The organism is Candidatus Acidulodesulfobacterium ferriphilum, from assembly GCA_004195035.1.
GTDB lineage: Bacteria > SZUA-79 > SZUA-79 > Acidulodesulfobacterales > Acidulodesulfobacteraceae > Acidulodesulfobacterium > Acidulodesulfobacterium ferriphilum.
Map to the genome: position 1 here is coordinate 96,650 of SGBD01000001.1, position 18,095 is coordinate 114,744.

The following is an 18,095-nucleotide window of genomic DNA, read 5'->3' on the forward strand; positions in this document are numbered from 1 at the left end:
ATTATTTAATCTCAATTAAGTCTTAATGTAAGATATATGCAATTTACGTACCATAACGAAAAATTAGGTTATCTTTATCGATTTGTTAGAAATAACGGCTATGTGTAGACTTGCATAACCAACCGGCACGAAACGAAAAAGGAATTATTTAATTAAAATTGCGCAATAAAGTTGGCAAAATGAAAATAAAGTTGGCACAAAGTTGGAAATATAAGGATAAATGTTTATAAAATTTCGCGGACTTTCTTTACGATGTCGTCTGGATTGAAAGGCTTGGTTATATACATATCGGCTCCAGATTCCATTCCTTTTAATTTATCGGTTTCCTGTCCTTTCGCGGTTAGAAGGACTATGCATATATCTTGGATTTTTAAGTTGTTTTTTACTTCCGCACATACCTCGAACCCGTTCATCTTAGGCATCATAACGTCAAGAAAAACCATGTCCGGCTTGTTTTCCCTGATAACTTCGAGGGCTTCGGCACCGTTTTCGGCGACGAGTATTTCTAAACCTTCGTCTTCTAGGTCCTCGAGGGTCTGTTCTAAAAGCAGCCTTATATGCGGTTCGTCGTCGGCGATAAGAACTTTAGGCATTGTACCTTTCCTTGAATAATATTTAATACAACAATAATTTTGAAAAAGCTTCACGTTTTTGCACGCATAAATATGCCCGCAATTAAGCAACAAAGCTTATTTATATTGTTAATATAAAATATACGGCGGCTAATGTCAAGCAAAATTCTTTATGCCCAATCCTTTATGCTTCAATGCTACAAATTATTGACATTATATATTAATTGCATTATAATTGACTCATGGAATTTAAATGGGATGAGGCTAAAAATAACTTATTAAAATATACTAGAGATGTTTGTTTCGAGGATATTATACTTGCTATAAATCAAGGCGGCTTACTCGATATTATACGGCATAAAAACCAACGTAAGTATCCGGACCAACTAATTTTTGTCGTAGAAATTAATGAATATGCCTATTTAGTTCCCTTTGAAATAGAAGATAATTTAACTGAAAATAACAAATGTGCAATCGTTTTTTTAAAGACGGTAATTCCAAGTAGAAAAGCTACAAATAAATATTTAAGAGGAAATAAAAATGAGAAAGAAAAATAGCAAGTTAGCCGGCTTGATTGACCTTGACGAGTATGAAAAAAAAATCCTGGAAGATTACGAAAACGATAAATATGAAAGCGTTGAAAATTTGTCCCGCGAAAAAGCCAGATTTAAAAAATTAGCCTCCGGCTTTATACAAAAGAAAGCAAATATAAGCATCAGGATTTCTAAGCAAGATATCCTGAAAATAAAACGCAAAAGCCTTGAGACCGGCATTCCTTATCAGACGCTTATATCGTCCGTTCTGCATCAATTTGCCCAGAATAAAATAACTATCAAGACTTAATGAAAAAATAGGATAAAAATATTATTAATAAATACAGGCAAAGAATATGCGGTATTTTCCGTTTATGTTTATCAAAGTATATTTTTGATGCGAACCAAAATACCGTAAGAATAATTTTCTATCGACAATTTGGGTATATGCTATTTAAAATTGCCGCTACCCAGCAGTCCGTTAACTTCGTTCAATAACTGCGGGTATTCCGCCCCTTTAATAAGGTACCTTTCCACGCCTATTTTAAATCCTGTTTCTTTGTCTTCGACGACGGATAAAATTATAATCGGAATATCCATAGTATCGGGACTGTTTTTTAAAATCCTGGCTACGTCGAATCCGTTTAAGCCCGGCATCATAACGTCTAATATAATAAGGTCGTATTTTTTATGCTTTATTTTATTTAAAGCTTCTAATCCCTCGGCGGCTTCGTCGGTAATATAGCCGGCATATTCGAGTTCCTGCCTTAGAAGCCTTCTTATGCTCCCGTCGTCGTCCACTATCAATATGTTTTTGGAAACCCCGCTATAGATTAACGCAGGAGGAGCAGAGTTTTTAAGCTGTTCTATAAAATCTTTTATACGCGCCGTACCGGTTTTACCTAAATAGCGCGGAGCGGTAAAATAAAAAGTACTTCCTTTGCCTTCCATGCTTTCCGCCCATATCTTTCCTCCGTAATGTTCCACAATCTGCCTGCATATGGGAAGTCCGAGTCCGGTGCCTTCAGGCTTATCGGTAAGGGTATCGCCGACCTGCTTAAACTTTTCGAATACCTTGTTTAGATTTTCTTTGCTTATGCCTATGCCGTTATCCGAAACGCTTATTAACACAAAATCTTTATCTGATTTTGCCCTTACGGTTATATCTCCTTTATCGGTAAACTTTACGGCATTGGATAAAAGATTTATGACGACCTGGATAAACCTGTCCTTGTCGGCATGTATCTCGGAAAGTCCGTCTTCTATGTCGGTTATTATGCCGAGACCTTTTGCCTGAAAAAGGTAAGAGGTTGCCGATACGGCATGCTCTATCGCATATTGCGCGGTAAAACGCTCGTCCTTCCATTCTATCTTGCCCGCTTCCATTTTGGCTATGTCCAAGACATCGTTTATAAGGAAAGTAAGCCTCCGCCCTTCGGATATTATTATATTTAAGTTACTTTCTATCTGGTCTGCGGTTTTCTTAGTTTTTTTATCCTCTGTATTAAGCGCGGGATATATTGTATCTTTAAATTTCTTGCTTATGATGTTCGCAAAGCCGAGAATGGAAGTAAGAGGCGTCCTTAATTCGTGGGATACCGTGGATATGAAATCGGTCTTCATCATATCTACCTCTTTTTCCTTGGTGATGTCTCTTACGGTAACGACCACGCCTATAAAAGCATCTGCGGCATAATCGTCTTTGGACAGGCTGCTTTCGATGTCTAAATACATCGATGACGCCGTAGCCCTGCAGATTCTGTTTCCGCTGAGACCAATTTCATCCGTATAAATATTTTTTTTATTTATATCCCCATTTAGAAATACTTTATCTACCAAGGCATTTATTTTTGGGTCAAAAAGGCGGGATAAATCGTCTCCTATGTCGTTTTCGTTAAAACCGAACATGGATAAAAAAGCAAAATTATAAGCCGATATTTTTTTATGCTTATTTACGACGAACAAGGCATCCACTAAGCTTGAAACAATAACAGACGACTGGCTTTCCTGTCTTTTTCTCTCGTCTATATCCTGAAACACCCAAACCGAATCGGCGTTATCGACCTCGTCCGGGCTGACCGATTTTCCGGTAAGCAGAGCCCAAAATTCCGAACCGTCTTTTCTCTTGGCTATGTATTCCACCTTATATTCCAAACCGGCTTTTACGGTCGAGTATGCGCTTTTGCCTATTTCTTCGAAATCTCGGTCGGAACGGTAGCATATTCTGGAAATTTTTCCTATAACTTCTTCCGGCGAATTATATCCGAACATTTCGGCCATTTTTTTATTTACTAAAACAAAATGCCTATTCCGCACAAGCGTAATACCGACCGAAGAATTATTCAACATGGCTTCGTAAGTTCTCTTAATCTGCGACACTTTATTTTCCGATTCCGCAAGACTGCGTGCGTAATCTTCGATTCTTACCAGCGAGTTTATGTACCCGGAGGCAAGCGATTTAATAGATTCTACAAGTTCGGAGTCTGTCAAACCGATTTCGGACGCAGATTCGAATTCGTGGTTTAGGACCTTTTTTATATATGCGAGGATATCTGCCAATTCTTTTTCGATATCATTCTTATTATTTTCCATAATTTCTATGCATAGAATTCATACTCCGAGCCTTATCATCTTTTTTCTTAAACCTTCCCTCGTTATACCCAGCATTTTCGCGGCGGCGGTTTTATTCCAGCGCGATTTTTCCAACGCCTTCCTGATTAAAACAGTTTCGTTCTCTTCTATATTCGCCATTTGTTCATCCTCGGCATTATTATTACCGTTAGGTGAATTATATTTTCTGATATTGCCGGACAAATCTTCAAACGTAATTTTTCCCGAAATGTTTAATGCTACTGCCCTTTCTATTTCATTTTCTAGTTCCCTTATGTTTCCCGGCCAGTCGTAATTTGTCAGCACATCCATTGCATCCGGGGTAAACTGCATACTCCGCCTTTCCAATCTTACAGCGTTATTTTTTAAAAAATAATTTGCAAGAACGGCTATGTCTTCCTTTCTGTCCCGGAGAGGAGGCATATCGATATTTATTACATTCAGCCTGTAAAACAAATCTTTCCTGAAATTTCCGTCCGTTATTTCCTTTTTTAAATTTTTATTGGTTGCGGCTATTATCCTTGCATCGAAAGGCGCCGGCTTAGACCCCCCTACCGGAATTACTTCCCTATCCTGAATCATCCTCAATACTTTAGCCTGTCCCGATAACGGCATATCGCCGATTTCATCCAGAAAAAGCGTACCTTTATCCGCGTCAAGCACCCTGCCTCTGCGTTTATCGACGCCGGTAGCTACTCCTTTTTCTATGCCGAACAGCTCGCTTTCAAAAATAGATTCGGGTATAGCAGAACAGTTAACGGCGACAAAAGGCTTTTCCGCCCTTGCGCTAGAGTAATGAATAGCTTTGGCCGCAAGCTCTTTCCCCGTTCCGCTTTCTCCAGTTATAAGGACATTGGAAGAGATATCGGCTATCTTATCTATTTTGTCCAATAAATTTTTAACCTGTCCGCTTATGCCCAGTATTTTTTTAGGAGAAAATTTCTGCCTTAAATTTTGCTTCAGATTTATATTTTCATTGGCTATAATATCTTTTACCGTATTAAGCTCTTTATTTTTTTTCTGAAGTTTATCGGCGCGTTCTTTTTCGATGTTATAAAGCCTTGTAATTTCTATGGAATTTGCGGCATAAGAAGCAATAGTAGATAAAATTTTAAAGTCCGAAGCAATATAATACGTCGCCTCTTTAAAAGAACATACGTTTATTAGTCCGATAATTTTACCTTTTGTTTTTAAAGGAATTGACATAAAAGAATAGCCATCTCTGTCGGAAATTATTTTAGCTTTTTTTCTTCCGCCCCAGTCTTTTTCGATATTTTCGTTGATAATTTCGCCTTTGCCGCTCTTAAAAACCTTGATGTTGATTTTTTCTATATTCTTTTTATAACCGGCGCCGTCGTAATTTTTACCGAATGAAGAAAGAATATCTAAGGTTTTATCCGCCTCGTTAAAAATTATTATCGAGGCATATTCGAATCGTATGAGCCTTAAAAGTTCGCCTATAATAAAATCTGCGATTTCCGCGGATTTAGGACACAACGACATCCGGTCGTTAATATTATACAGCAAATCGTATTCTTTATATTTTTGGAGTATTTCTTCCGCAAGCGACCTCTGCACTAACCGCGACCTTATGAAATGCGACATAATAGCCGCCGCTTCTGCTCCGGGTTTTCCAGAAACCCTGCCGATTTCTTCCCCGTCTATTTTTATAGGGAAAAAAGAGGTTTTTGCGGCAGAGGGCTCGCCGGCAATTCGATTGCCGTTATTATCGAAAACGGAAACCGGTTCGGAGGAAAGATTTATGATACTATCCAATAAAGCAGAATTTTCCTTTTTTTTAAAAAATTTTTTTAGATTAAATTCTTTCATTTGTTTACAATTCGTGTATTCTTAAATACTTAAGCCCGGCATTGCGGAAGCTGCCTCTTCTGCAATATTCTTATCTTTGGTCTTGCAGGAATACCTGCATCGCTTTTTATCGACTATGAACTCGCATCGGTAAGTTTGTCCGCTCTTAAAAATATTCATAAATTGTGAGGGTTTTACGTTAAAAATTAACTAATTTTAACTAAAATTTACCAAATTTAACTAAGTCTGTCAAGAGGAATTTTCTTTAGGAAAGGCTTAAATACTGCGGTTTTAAGTGGCGGGGCCGACGGGGATCGAACCCGCGACCTCCGGCGTGACAGGCCGGCGTTCTAACCGTCTGAACTACAGCCCCGTTTATGTAAGTAAGTATGAGATGAAACGATACGATACGATAATTAAAGCTTATATTTTAATGCAAAAATTTAATTACGGTTAAAACAATGCCGACCGTAACGCCAATCTGAACAATGAACAATCCGGCAAACCATTTAATAAGCCTGATTTCCAGTTGATTCATCTTGATATCTATTCTTGCTTCCAGTTCTTTTAAATCTGCTTTTGTAGCTACGGAATCCAATAAACTTTTCGACAGAATATCAGCCTGAGCCTCGGCAATAGCTTTAGCCTGTTTTTCAGGCATTCCGGCGCTTGTTAATTTTTCCGCGTAAGCCAGCGTATCAAAAATAAAGGTTTCCATAGTTTTACAATAATAAACGGTTAAGAAGAAAAAGTCAAGAAAATTAAAACGGCGAACGGAAAAATATTCCTGAGTGCGCAGACGAAAATGGTAGGCGGAACAGGGTTCGAACCTGTGACCCCCGGCTTGTAAAGCCGATGCTCTAACCTGCTGAGCTATCCGCCCATAAAAACACAACTGCCCCCGCCTTTAATAAATTTTAAAAACGAGAGCAGCAAATAAAAATTGCGCGTAATCAGAAATTACCACTTTCCTGTGTTGACAGCCTCTTTAAAAGATTTGCCGGCTTTAAACTTTGGAGATTTAGAAGCCTTAATTTGAATCTCCTTTCCGGTTTGGGGATTTCTCCCTTTTCTTGCGGCTCTTTTCGCAACTTCAAATGTGCCAAAACCGACAAGCCTCACGGCATCGCCTTTTTTTAAAGCGTTAATAATAGCGTCAACCGTTGCGCCAAGGGCTTTCTCGCTATCAGCTTTGGTAAGCTTAGACAGCTTTGCAATTGCATCAACTAATTCTGCTTTTGTCATACTTAACTTCCTCCTTTACATTTTAAAGGTTTTAATGGTTAACTTTTAAACCGCCGTACTTAATATCCAATGTTTACAAGGGTTCTGATAAAACATACTTAATATATATATGTTTTTAATATATATGTCAACAAAAAAATGTATATTTTATCTACTTTATAAAAAAATAATCTGTTTTTCCCTATGAATTTATTAGCAGGCACGCCTGTCAACCATCGTCAAACCGCCGCTACAAAAGAGTTTGACTCCTTAAATCGTCATTAAGCCCCTATCAATTAGATTTAGCATGAGCATCCTTTTCGTAAAGAAGGATAGGCAACCCATTATTTATAATTACATCGTCATTTATAACGCATTCCTTAATTGTCGGATCCGTCGGTATTTCGTACATAACATCAAGCATTATAGATTCGAGGATAGTTCTTAATCCTCTTGCTCCCGAACCATACTTTATAGCCTTTTTTGTAATTTCTTTAATCGCGGAATCGGTAAATCGTAAATTCACATCTTCTAACTCAAACAATTTTTGATACTGCTTGACTAAGGCGTTTTTAGGTTTCGTTAAAATTTCTATAAGGGCTTTTTCATCCAATTCTTCAAGCGTGGCTATAACGGGAAGCCTTCCGATAAATTCGGGAATAAGCCCGAATTTTAATAAATCCTGCGTTTCAACCTGTTTTATTATTTCATAAGGATTATTAGATTTATTGGGCTTGGCGCTTGTGTTAAAACCTATAGGCTGAGAATGGACCCTCCTTTCGATAATCCTGTCTAAGCCGTTAAAAGCGCCTCCGCATATAAACAGGATATTGCTTGTGTCAATCTTTAAAAATTCTTGATGGGGATGCTTTCTGCCCCCTTTCGGAGGAACATTTGCAACCGTTCCTTCGATTATTTTTAAAAGCGCCTGCTGAACGCCTTCCCCCGATACATCTCTTGTTATGGAAACATTATCCGATTTTTTTGCTATCTTATCGATTTCATCGACATATATAATGCCCTTTTGAGCCCTTTCGATATCATAATCGGCATTTTGTAAAAGGGAAAGAAGAATGCTTTCGACATCTTCGCCTACATAGCCTGCTTCAGTAAGCGTCGTGGCATCGGCTATAGTGAAAGGCAAATCAAGCATGCGGGCAAGTGTTTGAGCTAAAAGAGTTTTACCGCTGCCCGTGGGTCCGATTATCAAAATGTTGCTTTTTTGCATCTCGACATCCGCACTATTATATTTATCTTTTGGATTATGAGTCGCATTGTTATGCCCGATACTTTTAACGGAAAGGTTGTGTTCTATCCTTTTATAGTGATTATAAACGGCAACGGAAAGGATCTTTTTTGCTCTTTCCTGTCCTATTACATACTGATCCAAAAAATTTTTGATTTCTACCGGCTTATAAAGATAGTTTTTAGCTTTGATGTCCGGCTCGGCAGGCTGCTTGCTTTCTTCCGATATAATTTCGTTGCAAAGATTAATGCACTCGTCGCAAATATAAACGGACGGTCCTGCAATCAGTTTCCTGACCTCATCCTGTGATTTACCGCAAAAGGAACAGTAAAGCTCTCTACCCGAATTATCATTATTATTACTTTTTCTTGCCATATTAATTACCTCTTTTGCTTATACTTATAATATTTGGAAAATATCGATAAAACTATTTTACGCTTTTAATATCTTTCTTGTCCACGACCTTGTCGATAATGCCGTATTTAGCGGACTCAGCGCCGCTCATATAAAAATCTCTCTCGGTATCCACCTGAATCTTATCTATAGGCTGAGAGGTATGAAAAGCTAAAATCTGATTTAGCTCCTCCCTCATCCTGAGAATTTCCCTTGCCTGTATATCGATATCCGTGGCCTGCCCCTGAAATCCGCCGGCAGGCTGATGTATCATAATCCGGGAATGAGGAAGGGCAAACCTCTTTCCTTTTGTGCCTGCGGCTAAAAGCACTGCCCCCATGCTTGCCGCCTGCCCCATGCACAGCGTAGAAACATCCGGTTTTATATATTGCATAGTATCGTAAATTGCAAGCCCGGAGGTTATAATGCCGCCGGGGGAATTGATATAAATATTTATATCTTTTTCCGGGTCTTCGGATTCGAGAAAAAGCAGCTGCGCTATTATAAGATTGGCAAAGTTGTCGTCTATCGCATCTCCGACAAATATGATTCTATCCTTTAAAAGACGGGAATATATATCGTAAGCCCTCTCCCCTCGGTGTGTTTGCTCGACGACTATCGGAACAAGTGACATTTTTATTATTCTCCTTAAAGTTTTCTAAATTTTATTTATACAGGCTATACGCTAATTCGCATATATCTATATATATGATACCTTACTTGCGGTAAGAAAATCAAATATCTTATCTTCGAGCAAGGCTTGTTTAAGATTATTGCGGGCCTCGCCTGTAGCATAGAAGCTCTTTACTTCGTCTTCTTTCAAGCCTGACTCTCCCGCCGTTTTTTTATAAAATTCTTCAAAATCGCTTTCGTCTATTTTAATATTTTCCGTTTTGGAAATTTCGGAAAGCAAAAGGTATAATACCAGCTCCCGTTTTGCCATAAGCTTAAGCATATTTAATAAATCGCCCTTTTGCTTTTCGTCAATATCTTTATATTTGCCCTGTTTTTTTAAATCCTCTAATCTTGCCAAAGCGTCTTCCTCTATGACGCTTTCGGGCAAATCGACAGGGTTAAGATTGACAAGTTCGTCCGATATTAATGACCTGATAGATTCTTTATATCTTTTATCCTCATATTCTTTAAGGCTTTTTTTGACATATTCCTTAAACTCATCGACATCTTTGAAATTGCCGAAATTTTTAATCGTTTCGGCATTAAGTTCGGGCAGTATTTTTTTATCTATTTCCTTAATAACGCCCTTTACCTTAACATTTCTTTCTCTGTCGTCATATTCAAAGTTATCGCCCTTCTTTTTGCCGATAAAAACGGATTCAAAAGACTTATCGATAATGTTTGAATTAAGGCTTATTAAATAGTCCTTTGCGTTATCTATCTCTTTGCCTGCTTCATCTTCCGTAATGTAATCTATCTTAACAAAATACCTGTCGCTATTGTTTATGGGGCTTAAGTCATCCTGTTTTTCGCTATCCGCAGTCCTTTCAAGCAGGAAATTAATTTCGTCTTTAATAACTTCGTCCGTAATATCCCTTTTCTTAACCTCTTTAATTTTTAAATCCAAATTTAAATTTTTCACGGAGGGCATAACTTCAAAATATACGGTGTATTCTTTATCGCCCTTTTTTTCCATTCTTGGAGTTCCAACCACGAAAAGGTCTTTTTCGGCTAATATTTTTTTAAAATCTTCATTTAAAATCTCGACTGCCGCTTCTTCAAGAAGTTCCGCCTCATAAAATTTTTTTATAATGGATAACGGGGCTTTCCCTGGCCTGAAACCTTTGATATTTGACTGCTTAGCCGCTGTCTCTAATTTCTTTTTTAAAAGCTCGCCCGTCCTCAGGTCGTCTAATTTTAAATTGACCCTTTTTTTTACCGAGGTTTCATCCTCTATAACAAAACCATTCACTGCGTTATCCATTAAAATCCCCTTGTAAATTTAATTTATATGTCGCAAAATTAAAGTAAATCCTTAATCCTGCACTAGAAGTTACATTATATATCAAAAGCTATGTTAAATCTGGATTCCCGCCTACGCGGGAATGACGACTGTTGAGTTAAAACCTTAATCTCCGAATAGTCATTCCCGCGTAGGCGGGAATCCAGAAAATAAAATTTCTAATGCAGGATTAAGGTAAATTATACCGATAATTAAAGTATATAATATATTTAATCAGCCGACAAATATAGGCCTCTTTGAAACCATATCGGGAAGTATTAAGTTTCTGTACGGCATATTTTTGGTTCCGCCTTTAATTTCCTTTATTAACTCTTCCTCGTTAAGATTGAAATTCTTTCTTTCCTTATACCTGTTTCTAACCGGCAAAACCCCCCCTTCCGCCTCTTTATGCCCCACGACGACGATATACGGAACCCATTCTTCCTCCGCAAACATAATCTTTTTGCCGAGGCTGAAATCCCTGTCGTCGATGTCAACCCTGATACCTGAGCTAAAAAGTTTTTCCTTAAGTTTAACCGCAAAATCCAGAAATTTATCGGATACCGGAATAATTCTTACCTGCGTTATGCTGAGCCATAAAGGCAAAACAGGAATATTTTTTTTAAGAGCCTCTTCCAAAATGAGATACATCCATCTTTCTATTGCGCCGACGGAAGAATGGCAGATTATGCATCCCTCCTTTTCGCCGTTTTCGTTAACAAAATTTATGCCGTATCTTTTGGCATCCTCGACATCGAGCTGGACGGTCGAAAGCTGGCAGGAACCGTTCACGGAATCCACGCCCTGAAATTCATGCTTAAGCGCCCAATAGTGCTTCATTTTCGACAATGTTTCTATAAGAGCCGGCTTCTTTGAATATTTTAAAAGTTCGATAATCTTATCTTTATATTTATCATAATACTCTTTAACTATTCTAAAAACAACGGCATATTCAATTTTTGCGGCCTCGGCTAAATCGGCATATTGTTTGTAAAGCACCTGATACTCGTTGAATCCTTCTTCTAAATTAAGGCAAAAGCTGTGAATATCGGGCATCGTAAAACCCCTTAATCTCCTTAAACCCGATAACTCCCCGCTTTTTTCGTATCTAAAGCTTTTCGAAAACTCGTAAAATCTCAGCGGTAGCTGTTTATAACTAATCTTTGCGTCTTTAAGCATCGAAAAAAGCCCAAAATCGCCCGCAAACCTTAAGACAAACTCCTTGCCTTTTGCAAATCCCCCGCTTTCGCTTTTTTCGTCGGGCACAAAAACGGAATAATGCCGTTCATGAAAAGATTCCCCCTGCCCCTTAATTTCGGGCTTGTTCCAGTTATATATCAAAGGAGTTTCAATCTCCATGCATTTTAACCTGTTTAAGGCGATATCTTCCGCCCAATCGGATAAAAGTTTGTATAACAGCGTCCCTTTCGGATAAAGCCTCAAATGTCCCGAATCAGAGTTTTCCTCATGGTCGGCAATTTCAAGCCGCCTCATAGCCGCAACGGATGGGGGGGTTGCGCCGTCTTTAATTTTAAATTCCTCGAAGGCGATAACTTTTCTTAAGGATGGAAAGTCTTTGAGGGTATCGCCGGCTAATATGTTTTTATCGTTTAAATTTATTTTAGTCTCTGCACCGGTATAATCCAATATAAAAAATTCGCTTTCCACATCTTTTACGACATCTTCCCTTGTCTTATGGATAGCCTGATTCGGGGCTGATTCGCTTACTATATGGCGGGACGACTCGCTTAAAGGGTGTCCCTTGCAGGATATTTTAAAGCTTTTATACCAGCCGAAAGGCGCCCTGTAAACCCCTGCGATAGATTCTAATTCCGTTTTTAAGCTATTTAAGGTCTTAACTGCAAAAGACGGTTCGGCAAGACTGTTTGACAGGTGGGCGTAAGGATATAAAACTATAATCCGGGGTTTTAATTTTTCTGAAATACCTTTTATCTCATAAAAAGCCTTTTTAACGATTGCGTACGCATCCGAGGCGTCGCCTTTTTCTACGGTGCAAAAAACCACTAACGGATCTTTAAACGAAACCTCGGACTCTTTAACGGAATTTACATCGATTTCTTCGGCAACAGGCGTCTTTCCTGTTAAAGCATAACTAAAGGTATCGGCATGAATGATTAATAATTGCATATATTAAAAGTCGTTAGGAAGGCTCTCGAGTTCCCTTGCCGTAAAAACGGGACCGTCTTTGCAAACATAAACGCTTCCGACATTGCACCTCCCGCATTTGCCCAGCCCGCATTTCATTCTATTTTCAAGAGTCGTAATAATATTTTCTTTGTCAAAACCCATCTTTTCTTCTAAGGACTTTAAGGCAAATTTTATCATAATCGGAGGCCCGCAAACGACGGCAATGCTATTTTCACCTTTAAGGGGGAGCTGTTCGAGAATAGTAGGAACAAAACCGACTTTCCCCGTCCAATCCGGAGTTTCGCCGCCCGGATCGACGGTAATAACCACCTCTGTATTTTTATATTTTTTCCAGCCGTCAAAAACATTTCTATACAAAAGGTCGTTCACGGTTCTTGCGCCGTATAAAACGGTTATTTTGCCGTAATCATCCCTTTCGTCGAAACAGTATTCCAGAATTGATTTTACGGGCGCCATACCGATACCGCCGCCGATGAAAACGAGGTCTTTGCCTTTCATTTTGGCCGTATCGAAATAGTTTCCGTATGGACCCCTAAAGGATAGTTTGTCCCCGGGATTTAATCCGTTTATACCGGTGGTTGCCCTGCCGGAGGTTCTGAAACTAAATTCAAAAAATTCTTTTCTTAGAGGAGACGACGAAAACCCAAAGGTCGATTCCCCTTCCCCTACAACCGAAAACTCTCCAAACTGACCCGGCAAAAAATCGATACTGCCGCCGTTTATGGCAAGGCGGATTGTTTTGGTATCGTTGGTTTCCTGAATAATTTCCTTTATTTCCGCTAACTTAGGTAAGTAAATATTTTCCATTAACTATCTGCTCCCTGCTATATGTTAAAAATTTTATCAATTACGGTCATTATCTGCCGCCTTTCGACTGGATTCCCGCTTTCGCGGGAATGACAAACCAGTTTTAACCGTTTTCATTTATCATTATGACCTTATTTATTTGCAGTTTGTCCCAACCCGCTTCAGCGGGAATCCAGTTTTCCCGTCATTCCGTCATAATGACAAATAACAATAATTATTAAATTAACCCCGCCAGATCCCTTGCCACTTCCTTGATATCTATATCCTCGGGACAATTTCTCGAACACCTGCCGCACCCGACGCATAAATACTTGTTAAATTTCTCGCTGTATATTTTAAATTTGTGCATAAGCCTCTGCCTGTACCTGTCGCCCTGCGTAACCCTTGGATTATGTCCCGATGTATGAAGCGTAAATATTGCAAACTGGCAGGAATCCCAGTTTCTAATCCTTCTGCCTTCTTTTAAATTCCCCTCATCCTGAATGTCAAAGCAATGGCATGTCGGGCATGTATAAGTACAAATCCCGCAGCCGATGCAGGATAAAAACCTGTCCTGAAAATAGTTATGTTCAAAATTTTTATCCAAAAACCCCTTTGTCTTTTCGATTTCAAAAACCTTTTTCCAGTCCTTATCTGCAGGAATCTGAGCCTTCGTTATTTCTTTAAACAGGCTTAAGTATGGGGTTATAAGCTCCAACCCCTTTTCGCTTACCACGGTAGCAAAATATTTATTATCCTCCTTTTTAAGGAGTATATCCGAACCGTAAGAACTTTCGGGAGAAAGCTGCATATCCGTGCAAAAACAATAATTGTCGGGCTTTTTGCAGGCTATAGAAATTATGGTTAAATTCTTAAATCTTTCGTTAAAAAATTCGTCCCTGTAATCCCAGTTAAAAACTTTTTCCATTATGGGACCGGCGGCGGCATCGCACGGCCTTCCGCCAAAAATAACCCTTTTTTTGTTTTCGCCCGTAACCGCTCCAAGACCGTCTTTTATATCGACATCCACTCCCGAAACTGAATATTCGAAAAGAGTTTCGGTTTTGGGAAGAAGATATTCTTTATAAGACATCTTCGGCAAAAGAATACCCAGATTTGCTTCGTCAAATTTATCTATTTTTCCGTAAAATGTGTCCCCATCTTTGTCTTTTGGGGCTATAACATTAAAATTATCCGATATTAAAGAATTAACAAATTTTTTTAAATCTTCGGCTAAGATTTCAAAATATTTTTCTTCCATTCTATAGGCTCTCCCGCATCTTACTTTATAAACTCGTTAAAATCACTTTCGCTAAACACTCCGAACACCGGTTTGGCATTAATATCGAGTCCCGATTTATAGCCAAAAAGATTGTTGACATCCCTTGCCATTTTTTCATTAATCAACATAAGAGGAATATTTACGGGACAGGCGCGCTCACATTCGCCGCATCCGATGCACCTACCAGAAAGATGATAAGCCCTGATTAAGTTCCACTGGGCATTGCCTGTCTCTTCGAGATTTGTGTCTATCCATTGAGGCATATTCTTTTCGACGATACACCTTGAACAATAACATAACGGACAGGCCTGTCTGCATGCATAACATTTTATGCATTTGTCGAATTCTTTTTCCCAGAAGGAATTTTTTTCTTCGGGGCTCATAGAATCCAGCTCTTCTATCTTTGCATAAGGCTTCAGATTACCTGATAAATTAAGCTTCGGGGCTTCGGAAGGGACAAGGTAGTCATATAATACAGGCGTATGTTCATTGCAGATGAGGCATTTATCGTAAACGGAGGCTTCGGAAACAGCCGTTTCACCTTTGTCGGCAAGATTTTGCCTGATGACGCCGTTACATTCGACGCCTATAATCTTTATATTATCCCTTGAAACCTGATACTCCTGTATCAATGCGTTAACGGCCTTTTCGTCGCATCCTTTAACGACTATGCCTATTTTGCCAAATTTTTTAACCTCCGGCTTTTTTAAAAATACCGCCAAATCTTGAACGGCATGATGATTAAAAGACAGCCTATCCGCATCCTCCGCCTTTGTAATAAATACCGGACGCATCCTCTGGGGGTTTGAGCCTTTGGTATAGCCGATTACTAAGCTAACCTCCCCGCTTTCCAAAAGGTCTTTTGCTATCTTTTGCAGCTTTTCATCTGTATTTGCCATATATTATATCCTAAAAGTTAAATTTAAATCAGTTATATTATAGAATAGATTACCGCTGAAGCGGGTTGGGACATATGAATTATTATTTAGTTTTATTTAATTATTTTTTAAATATATCGCTTGAATTATCATTCAGCGACTTAATCTTATCGGTAAATTCATTAATTACGGAAACCCATTTATTACCCTCCGAGGCGCTAATCCATGAAAATTCAATCCTGTTTAAATCTACGCCCAAAAAACCCAGTAAATCTCTGAAAGCCGCGTATTTTCTTCTTGAATGATAATTGCCGCTGATATAATGGCAGTCTCCGGGATGGCATCCCGAAACCAATACGCCCTTTGCCCCTTTCTTAAACGCCTCGACAATGAACAAGGGGTCTATTCTTCCCGAACAGGGGAGTTTTATTACTCTTACATTGTCCGAATATTTCATTCTGCTTGTTCCCGCAAGGTCCGCTCCGCTGTAGGTACACCAGTTGCAAACAAATGCGATAATTCTGGGGTCGCTCACATTGTTTCCGCCGGATTTCACGGGCTTTTCTTTTTTATCTTCCATCTAAAAACAGGCTCCTTTTTTGTTTTAATATTATCAGGGATATTTAAATTGCTAAAGACCTAATCTCCGCATATATCTGGTCATCCATAAATCCTTTGACATCTATCGACTTCGAGAAACAGGCATTGACGCATGCGCCGCAGCCGGTGCAAAGTCCGGGATTGACGCTGGCAACAACCTTTATAACCTTGCCGCTTCTATCCTTAATCTCCTTCCTGCTAATCGCGCTAAAACCGCAAACCCTCTGGCAGTAAAAGCAGGCAACGCAGGTAGCTTCATTAACATTGGCAATCGTTCCTTCAACCTCGTATTCGTTCTTTGAAAACAGCCCCAGTATTTTAGATGCGGCGGCGGAACCGGAAACAACAGACTCGGGAATATCCCTCGGACCCTGCGCCATGCCCGCAAGATAAATCCCTGCCGTAGAGGATTCCGCGGGACGGAGCTTCGGATGAGACTCCGTAAAAAATCCGTATTTATCGTAAGATATGCCGAGCATTTGCGCCGTCTTGTCGGAACCCTTTTTAGGTATGACGCCGGTTGCAAGAACCACCATATCTGCGGCAATCTCAACCTGATTTCCCGAAAGCGTATCGGCGCCCTTAACGATAAGTTTGCCGTTATCTTCGTAAATCTTCGAGACCCTGCCCCTTAGATATACCGCTCCGTCCTGCTCCATCGTCCCCCTGACAAACTCTTCGTATCCCTTGCTTGTCGCCCTTATGTCTATATAAAAAACATAGCTCTGTGAACCGTGAACCTTATGCGCAAATAATTTTGCATGTTTTGCGGTGTACATACAGCAAACCTTCGAGCAATAAGGAACGCCTTTTTCGGGGTCTCTTGAACCTACGCATTGAATAAACACGATTGTCTGCGGAGTTGTCCCGTCGGAGGGTCTTTTAATCACGCCTTCGGTCGGGCCGGATGCCGATAAAAGCCGTTCAAACTGTAAACCTGATACTACATCCTTATATTTGCCGTAGCCATACTCGCCGTAAAGGGAATTATCCATAAGGTCGTATCCTGTCGAGGCAACGATTGCGCCGACCGTTTCTTCGATAATCTCGTCCTTCATATCAAAATCTATGCACTTTGGTCCGCATGCCTCATAGCATTTGACGCATTTTCCGCCTTTTTTAAAGTGAAGACAGACCGACCTGTCCAATACGGGAACAAGCGGAACGGCTTGAGGAAAAGGAACATATATCGCAGTCCTTTCGGACAAATTCATATTAAATTCGCTTTTGACATTTTTATGCATCGGACAGGCATTCCAGCAGTCGCCGCAACCTGTGCAGTCATGCTCGACAACGCTTCTTGCCTTTTTCTTGATTTTTACCTTAAAATTTCCGATATATCCCGAAACATCTTCGACTTCGGAATAAGTATATAGCTTTATGTTTGGATGCTGGTTTACCTCAACCATTTTCGGCGTCATTATGCAGCTTGAGCAGTCCAATGTGGGAAATGTTTCGTCAAGCTGAATCATTCTTCCGCCGATGGACGGCTCTTTTTCCACAAGCAAGACCTCTACTCCCCCGTTTGCAATATCTAATGCCGCTTGAATGCCCGATATTCCTCCGCCGATAACAAGCGCTTTTTTGTTTAAAGGAACCCTGACATCTTCGATGGGTCTGTCTCTTTTTACCTTTTCCACCATCATTTTCATTAAATCTACGGCTTTTTGCGTAGCCCTTTCTTTATCCTCATGAACCCATGAAACCTGTTCTCTTATATTGGCAATCTCGACAAAATACGGATTTAAACCCTCTTTAACGGCAGCTTTTCTAAATGTGTTTTCATGCATATGCGGAGAGCATGCCGCAAGAACAACCCCCGTTAATTTTTGTTCTTTAATCATGTTTCTCAAGCTGTTTTGTCCCGGGTCGGAACACATATATTTGTAGTCAACGGCGGTTACGACGCCCGGAACTTTCTTCGCCTCCTCGGTAACCTTAGCGACATCGACGGTTCCTGCAATGTTCGAACCGCACCAACAAACAAAAACTCCTATTCTTGCCATAATATATACCTCTATATATGCAAACTTAAA

General features: G+C 39.6%; 16 protein-coding genes and 2 tRNA genes. 2 read left to right on the forward strand and 16 right to left on the reverse strand.

Annotated features, from left to right (window positions below; translation table 11 throughout):
- Positions 1-224: 224 nt before the first annotated feature.
- Positions 225-593 carry a response regulator gene (locus EVJ47_00515; GenBank protein ID RZD14804.1) on the reverse strand — a complete coding sequence of 123 codons (369 nt, stop codon included), beginning with the start codon at positions 591-593 and terminating at the stop codon, positions 225-227.
- Positions 594-814: 221 nt separating this feature from the next.
- Here EVJ47_00515 and EVJ47_00520 point away from each other — a divergent pair, with 221 nt between their 5' ends.
- A complete protein-coding gene (locus EVJ47_00520) occupies positions 815-1,129 on the forward strand; it encodes a toxin (protein ID RZD14805.1) in 315 nt (104 codons plus the stop codon).
- Positions 1,113-1,415, forward strand: coding sequence for a hypothetical protein (locus EVJ47_00525; GenBank protein RZD14806.1), 303 nt, complete (start codon positions 1,113-1,115; stop codon positions 1,413-1,415). The genes EVJ47_00520 and EVJ47_00525 overlap by 17 nt, the downstream gene beginning before the upstream one ends.
- 140 nt (positions 1,416-1,555) lie before the next feature.
- Here the strand turns inward: EVJ47_00525 and EVJ47_00530 are convergent, their stop codons facing one another.
- The 15 genes from EVJ47_00530 to EVJ47_00600 all read right to left on the reverse strand — a co-directional run bounded on the left by EVJ47_00530 (position 1,556) and on the right by EVJ47_00600 (position 18,065).
- Positions 1,556-3,697 carry a response regulator gene (locus EVJ47_00530; GenBank protein ID RZD14807.1) on the reverse strand — a complete coding sequence of 714 codons (2,142 nt, stop codon included), beginning with the start codon at positions 3,695-3,697 and terminating at the stop codon, positions 1,556-1,558.
- A gap of 18 nt (positions 3,698-3,715) precedes the next feature.
- The gene (locus EVJ47_00535) at positions 3,716-5,545 is read right to left on the reverse strand and encodes a hypothetical protein (GenBank protein ID RZD14808.1); all 1,830 of its coding nucleotides are present in this window, start codon (positions 5,543-5,545) and stop codon (positions 3,716-3,718) included.
- Positions 5,546-5,820: 275 nt separating this feature from the next.
- Positions 5,821-5,897: transfer RNA gene (locus EVJ47_00540), tRNA-Asp, on the reverse strand.
- Between the two features lie 57 nt (positions 5,898-5,954).
- Complete coding sequence (locus tag EVJ47_00545; GenBank protein ID RZD14809.1) at positions 5,955-6,242, reverse strand: DUF1640 domain-containing protein; 288 nt, start codon at positions 6,240-6,242, stop codon at positions 5,955-5,957.
- An 88-nt stretch (positions 6,243-6,330) separates the two neighbouring features.
- A tRNA-Val gene (locus tag EVJ47_00550) sits at positions 6,331-6,407 on the reverse strand.
- A 77-nt stretch (positions 6,408-6,484) separates the two neighbouring features.
- Entirely contained in the window at positions 6,485-6,769 is a 285-nt protein-coding gene (locus EVJ47_00555; protein RZD14810.1) for an HU family DNA-binding protein, read from the reverse strand.
- Between the two features lie 271 nt (positions 6,770-7,040).
- On the reverse strand, positions 7,041-8,369 hold the full coding sequence (gene clpX, locus EVJ47_00560; GenBank protein ID RZD14811.1) for an ATP-dependent Clp protease ATP-binding subunit ClpX: 1,329 nt from the start codon (positions 8,367-8,369) through the stop codon (positions 7,041-7,043).
- 52 nt (positions 8,370-8,421) lie between these two features.
- Positions 8,422-9,021: an ATP-dependent Clp endopeptidase proteolytic subunit ClpP gene (gene clpP / locus EVJ47_00565; protein RZD14812.1), complete on the reverse strand. Its 600-nt coding sequence runs from the start codon at positions 9,019-9,021 to the stop codon at positions 8,422-8,424.
- A 66-nt stretch (positions 9,022-9,087) separates the two neighbouring features.
- Positions 9,088-10,326 carry a trigger factor gene (tig, locus tag EVJ47_00570; GenBank protein RZD14813.1) on the reverse strand — a complete coding sequence of 413 codons (1,239 nt, stop codon included), beginning with the start codon at positions 10,324-10,326 and terminating at the stop codon, positions 9,088-9,090.
- A 252-nt stretch (positions 10,327-10,578) separates the two neighbouring features.
- A complete protein-coding gene (locus tag EVJ47_00575; GenBank protein RZD14814.1) occupies positions 10,579-12,492 on the reverse strand; it encodes a threonine--tRNA ligase in 1,914 nt (637 codons plus the stop codon).
- 3 nt (positions 12,493-12,495) lie between these two features.
- Positions 12,496-13,320, reverse strand: a complete 825-nt coding sequence (locus EVJ47_00580; protein ID RZD14815.1) for a heterodisulfide reductase subunit F — start codon at positions 13,318-13,320, stop codon at positions 12,496-12,498.
- Between the two features lie 217 nt (positions 13,321-13,537).
- A complete protein-coding gene (locus EVJ47_00585; GenBank protein ID RZD14816.1) occupies positions 13,538-14,560 on the reverse strand; it encodes a hypothetical protein in 1,023 nt (340 codons plus the stop codon).
- A 20-nt stretch (positions 14,561-14,580) separates the two neighbouring features.
- The gene (locus tag EVJ47_00590) at positions 14,581-15,480 is read right to left on the reverse strand and encodes a 4Fe-4S ferredoxin (GenBank protein RZD14817.1); all 900 of its coding nucleotides are present in this window, start codon (positions 15,478-15,480) and stop codon (positions 14,581-14,583) included.
- A gap of 100 nt (positions 15,481-15,580) precedes the next feature.
- Complete coding sequence (locus EVJ47_00595) at positions 15,581-16,039, reverse strand: hydrogenase iron-sulfur subunit (GenBank protein ID RZD14818.1); 459 nt, start codon at positions 16,037-16,039, stop codon at positions 15,581-15,583.
- Positions 16,040-16,082: 43 nt separating this feature from the next.
- Positions 16,083-18,065, reverse strand: coding sequence for a CoB--CoM heterodisulfide reductase iron-sulfur subunit A family protein (locus tag EVJ47_00600; protein RZD14819.1), 1,983 nt, complete (start codon positions 18,063-18,065; stop codon positions 16,083-16,085).
- Between the last annotated feature and the right edge of the window lie 30 nt (positions 18,066-18,095).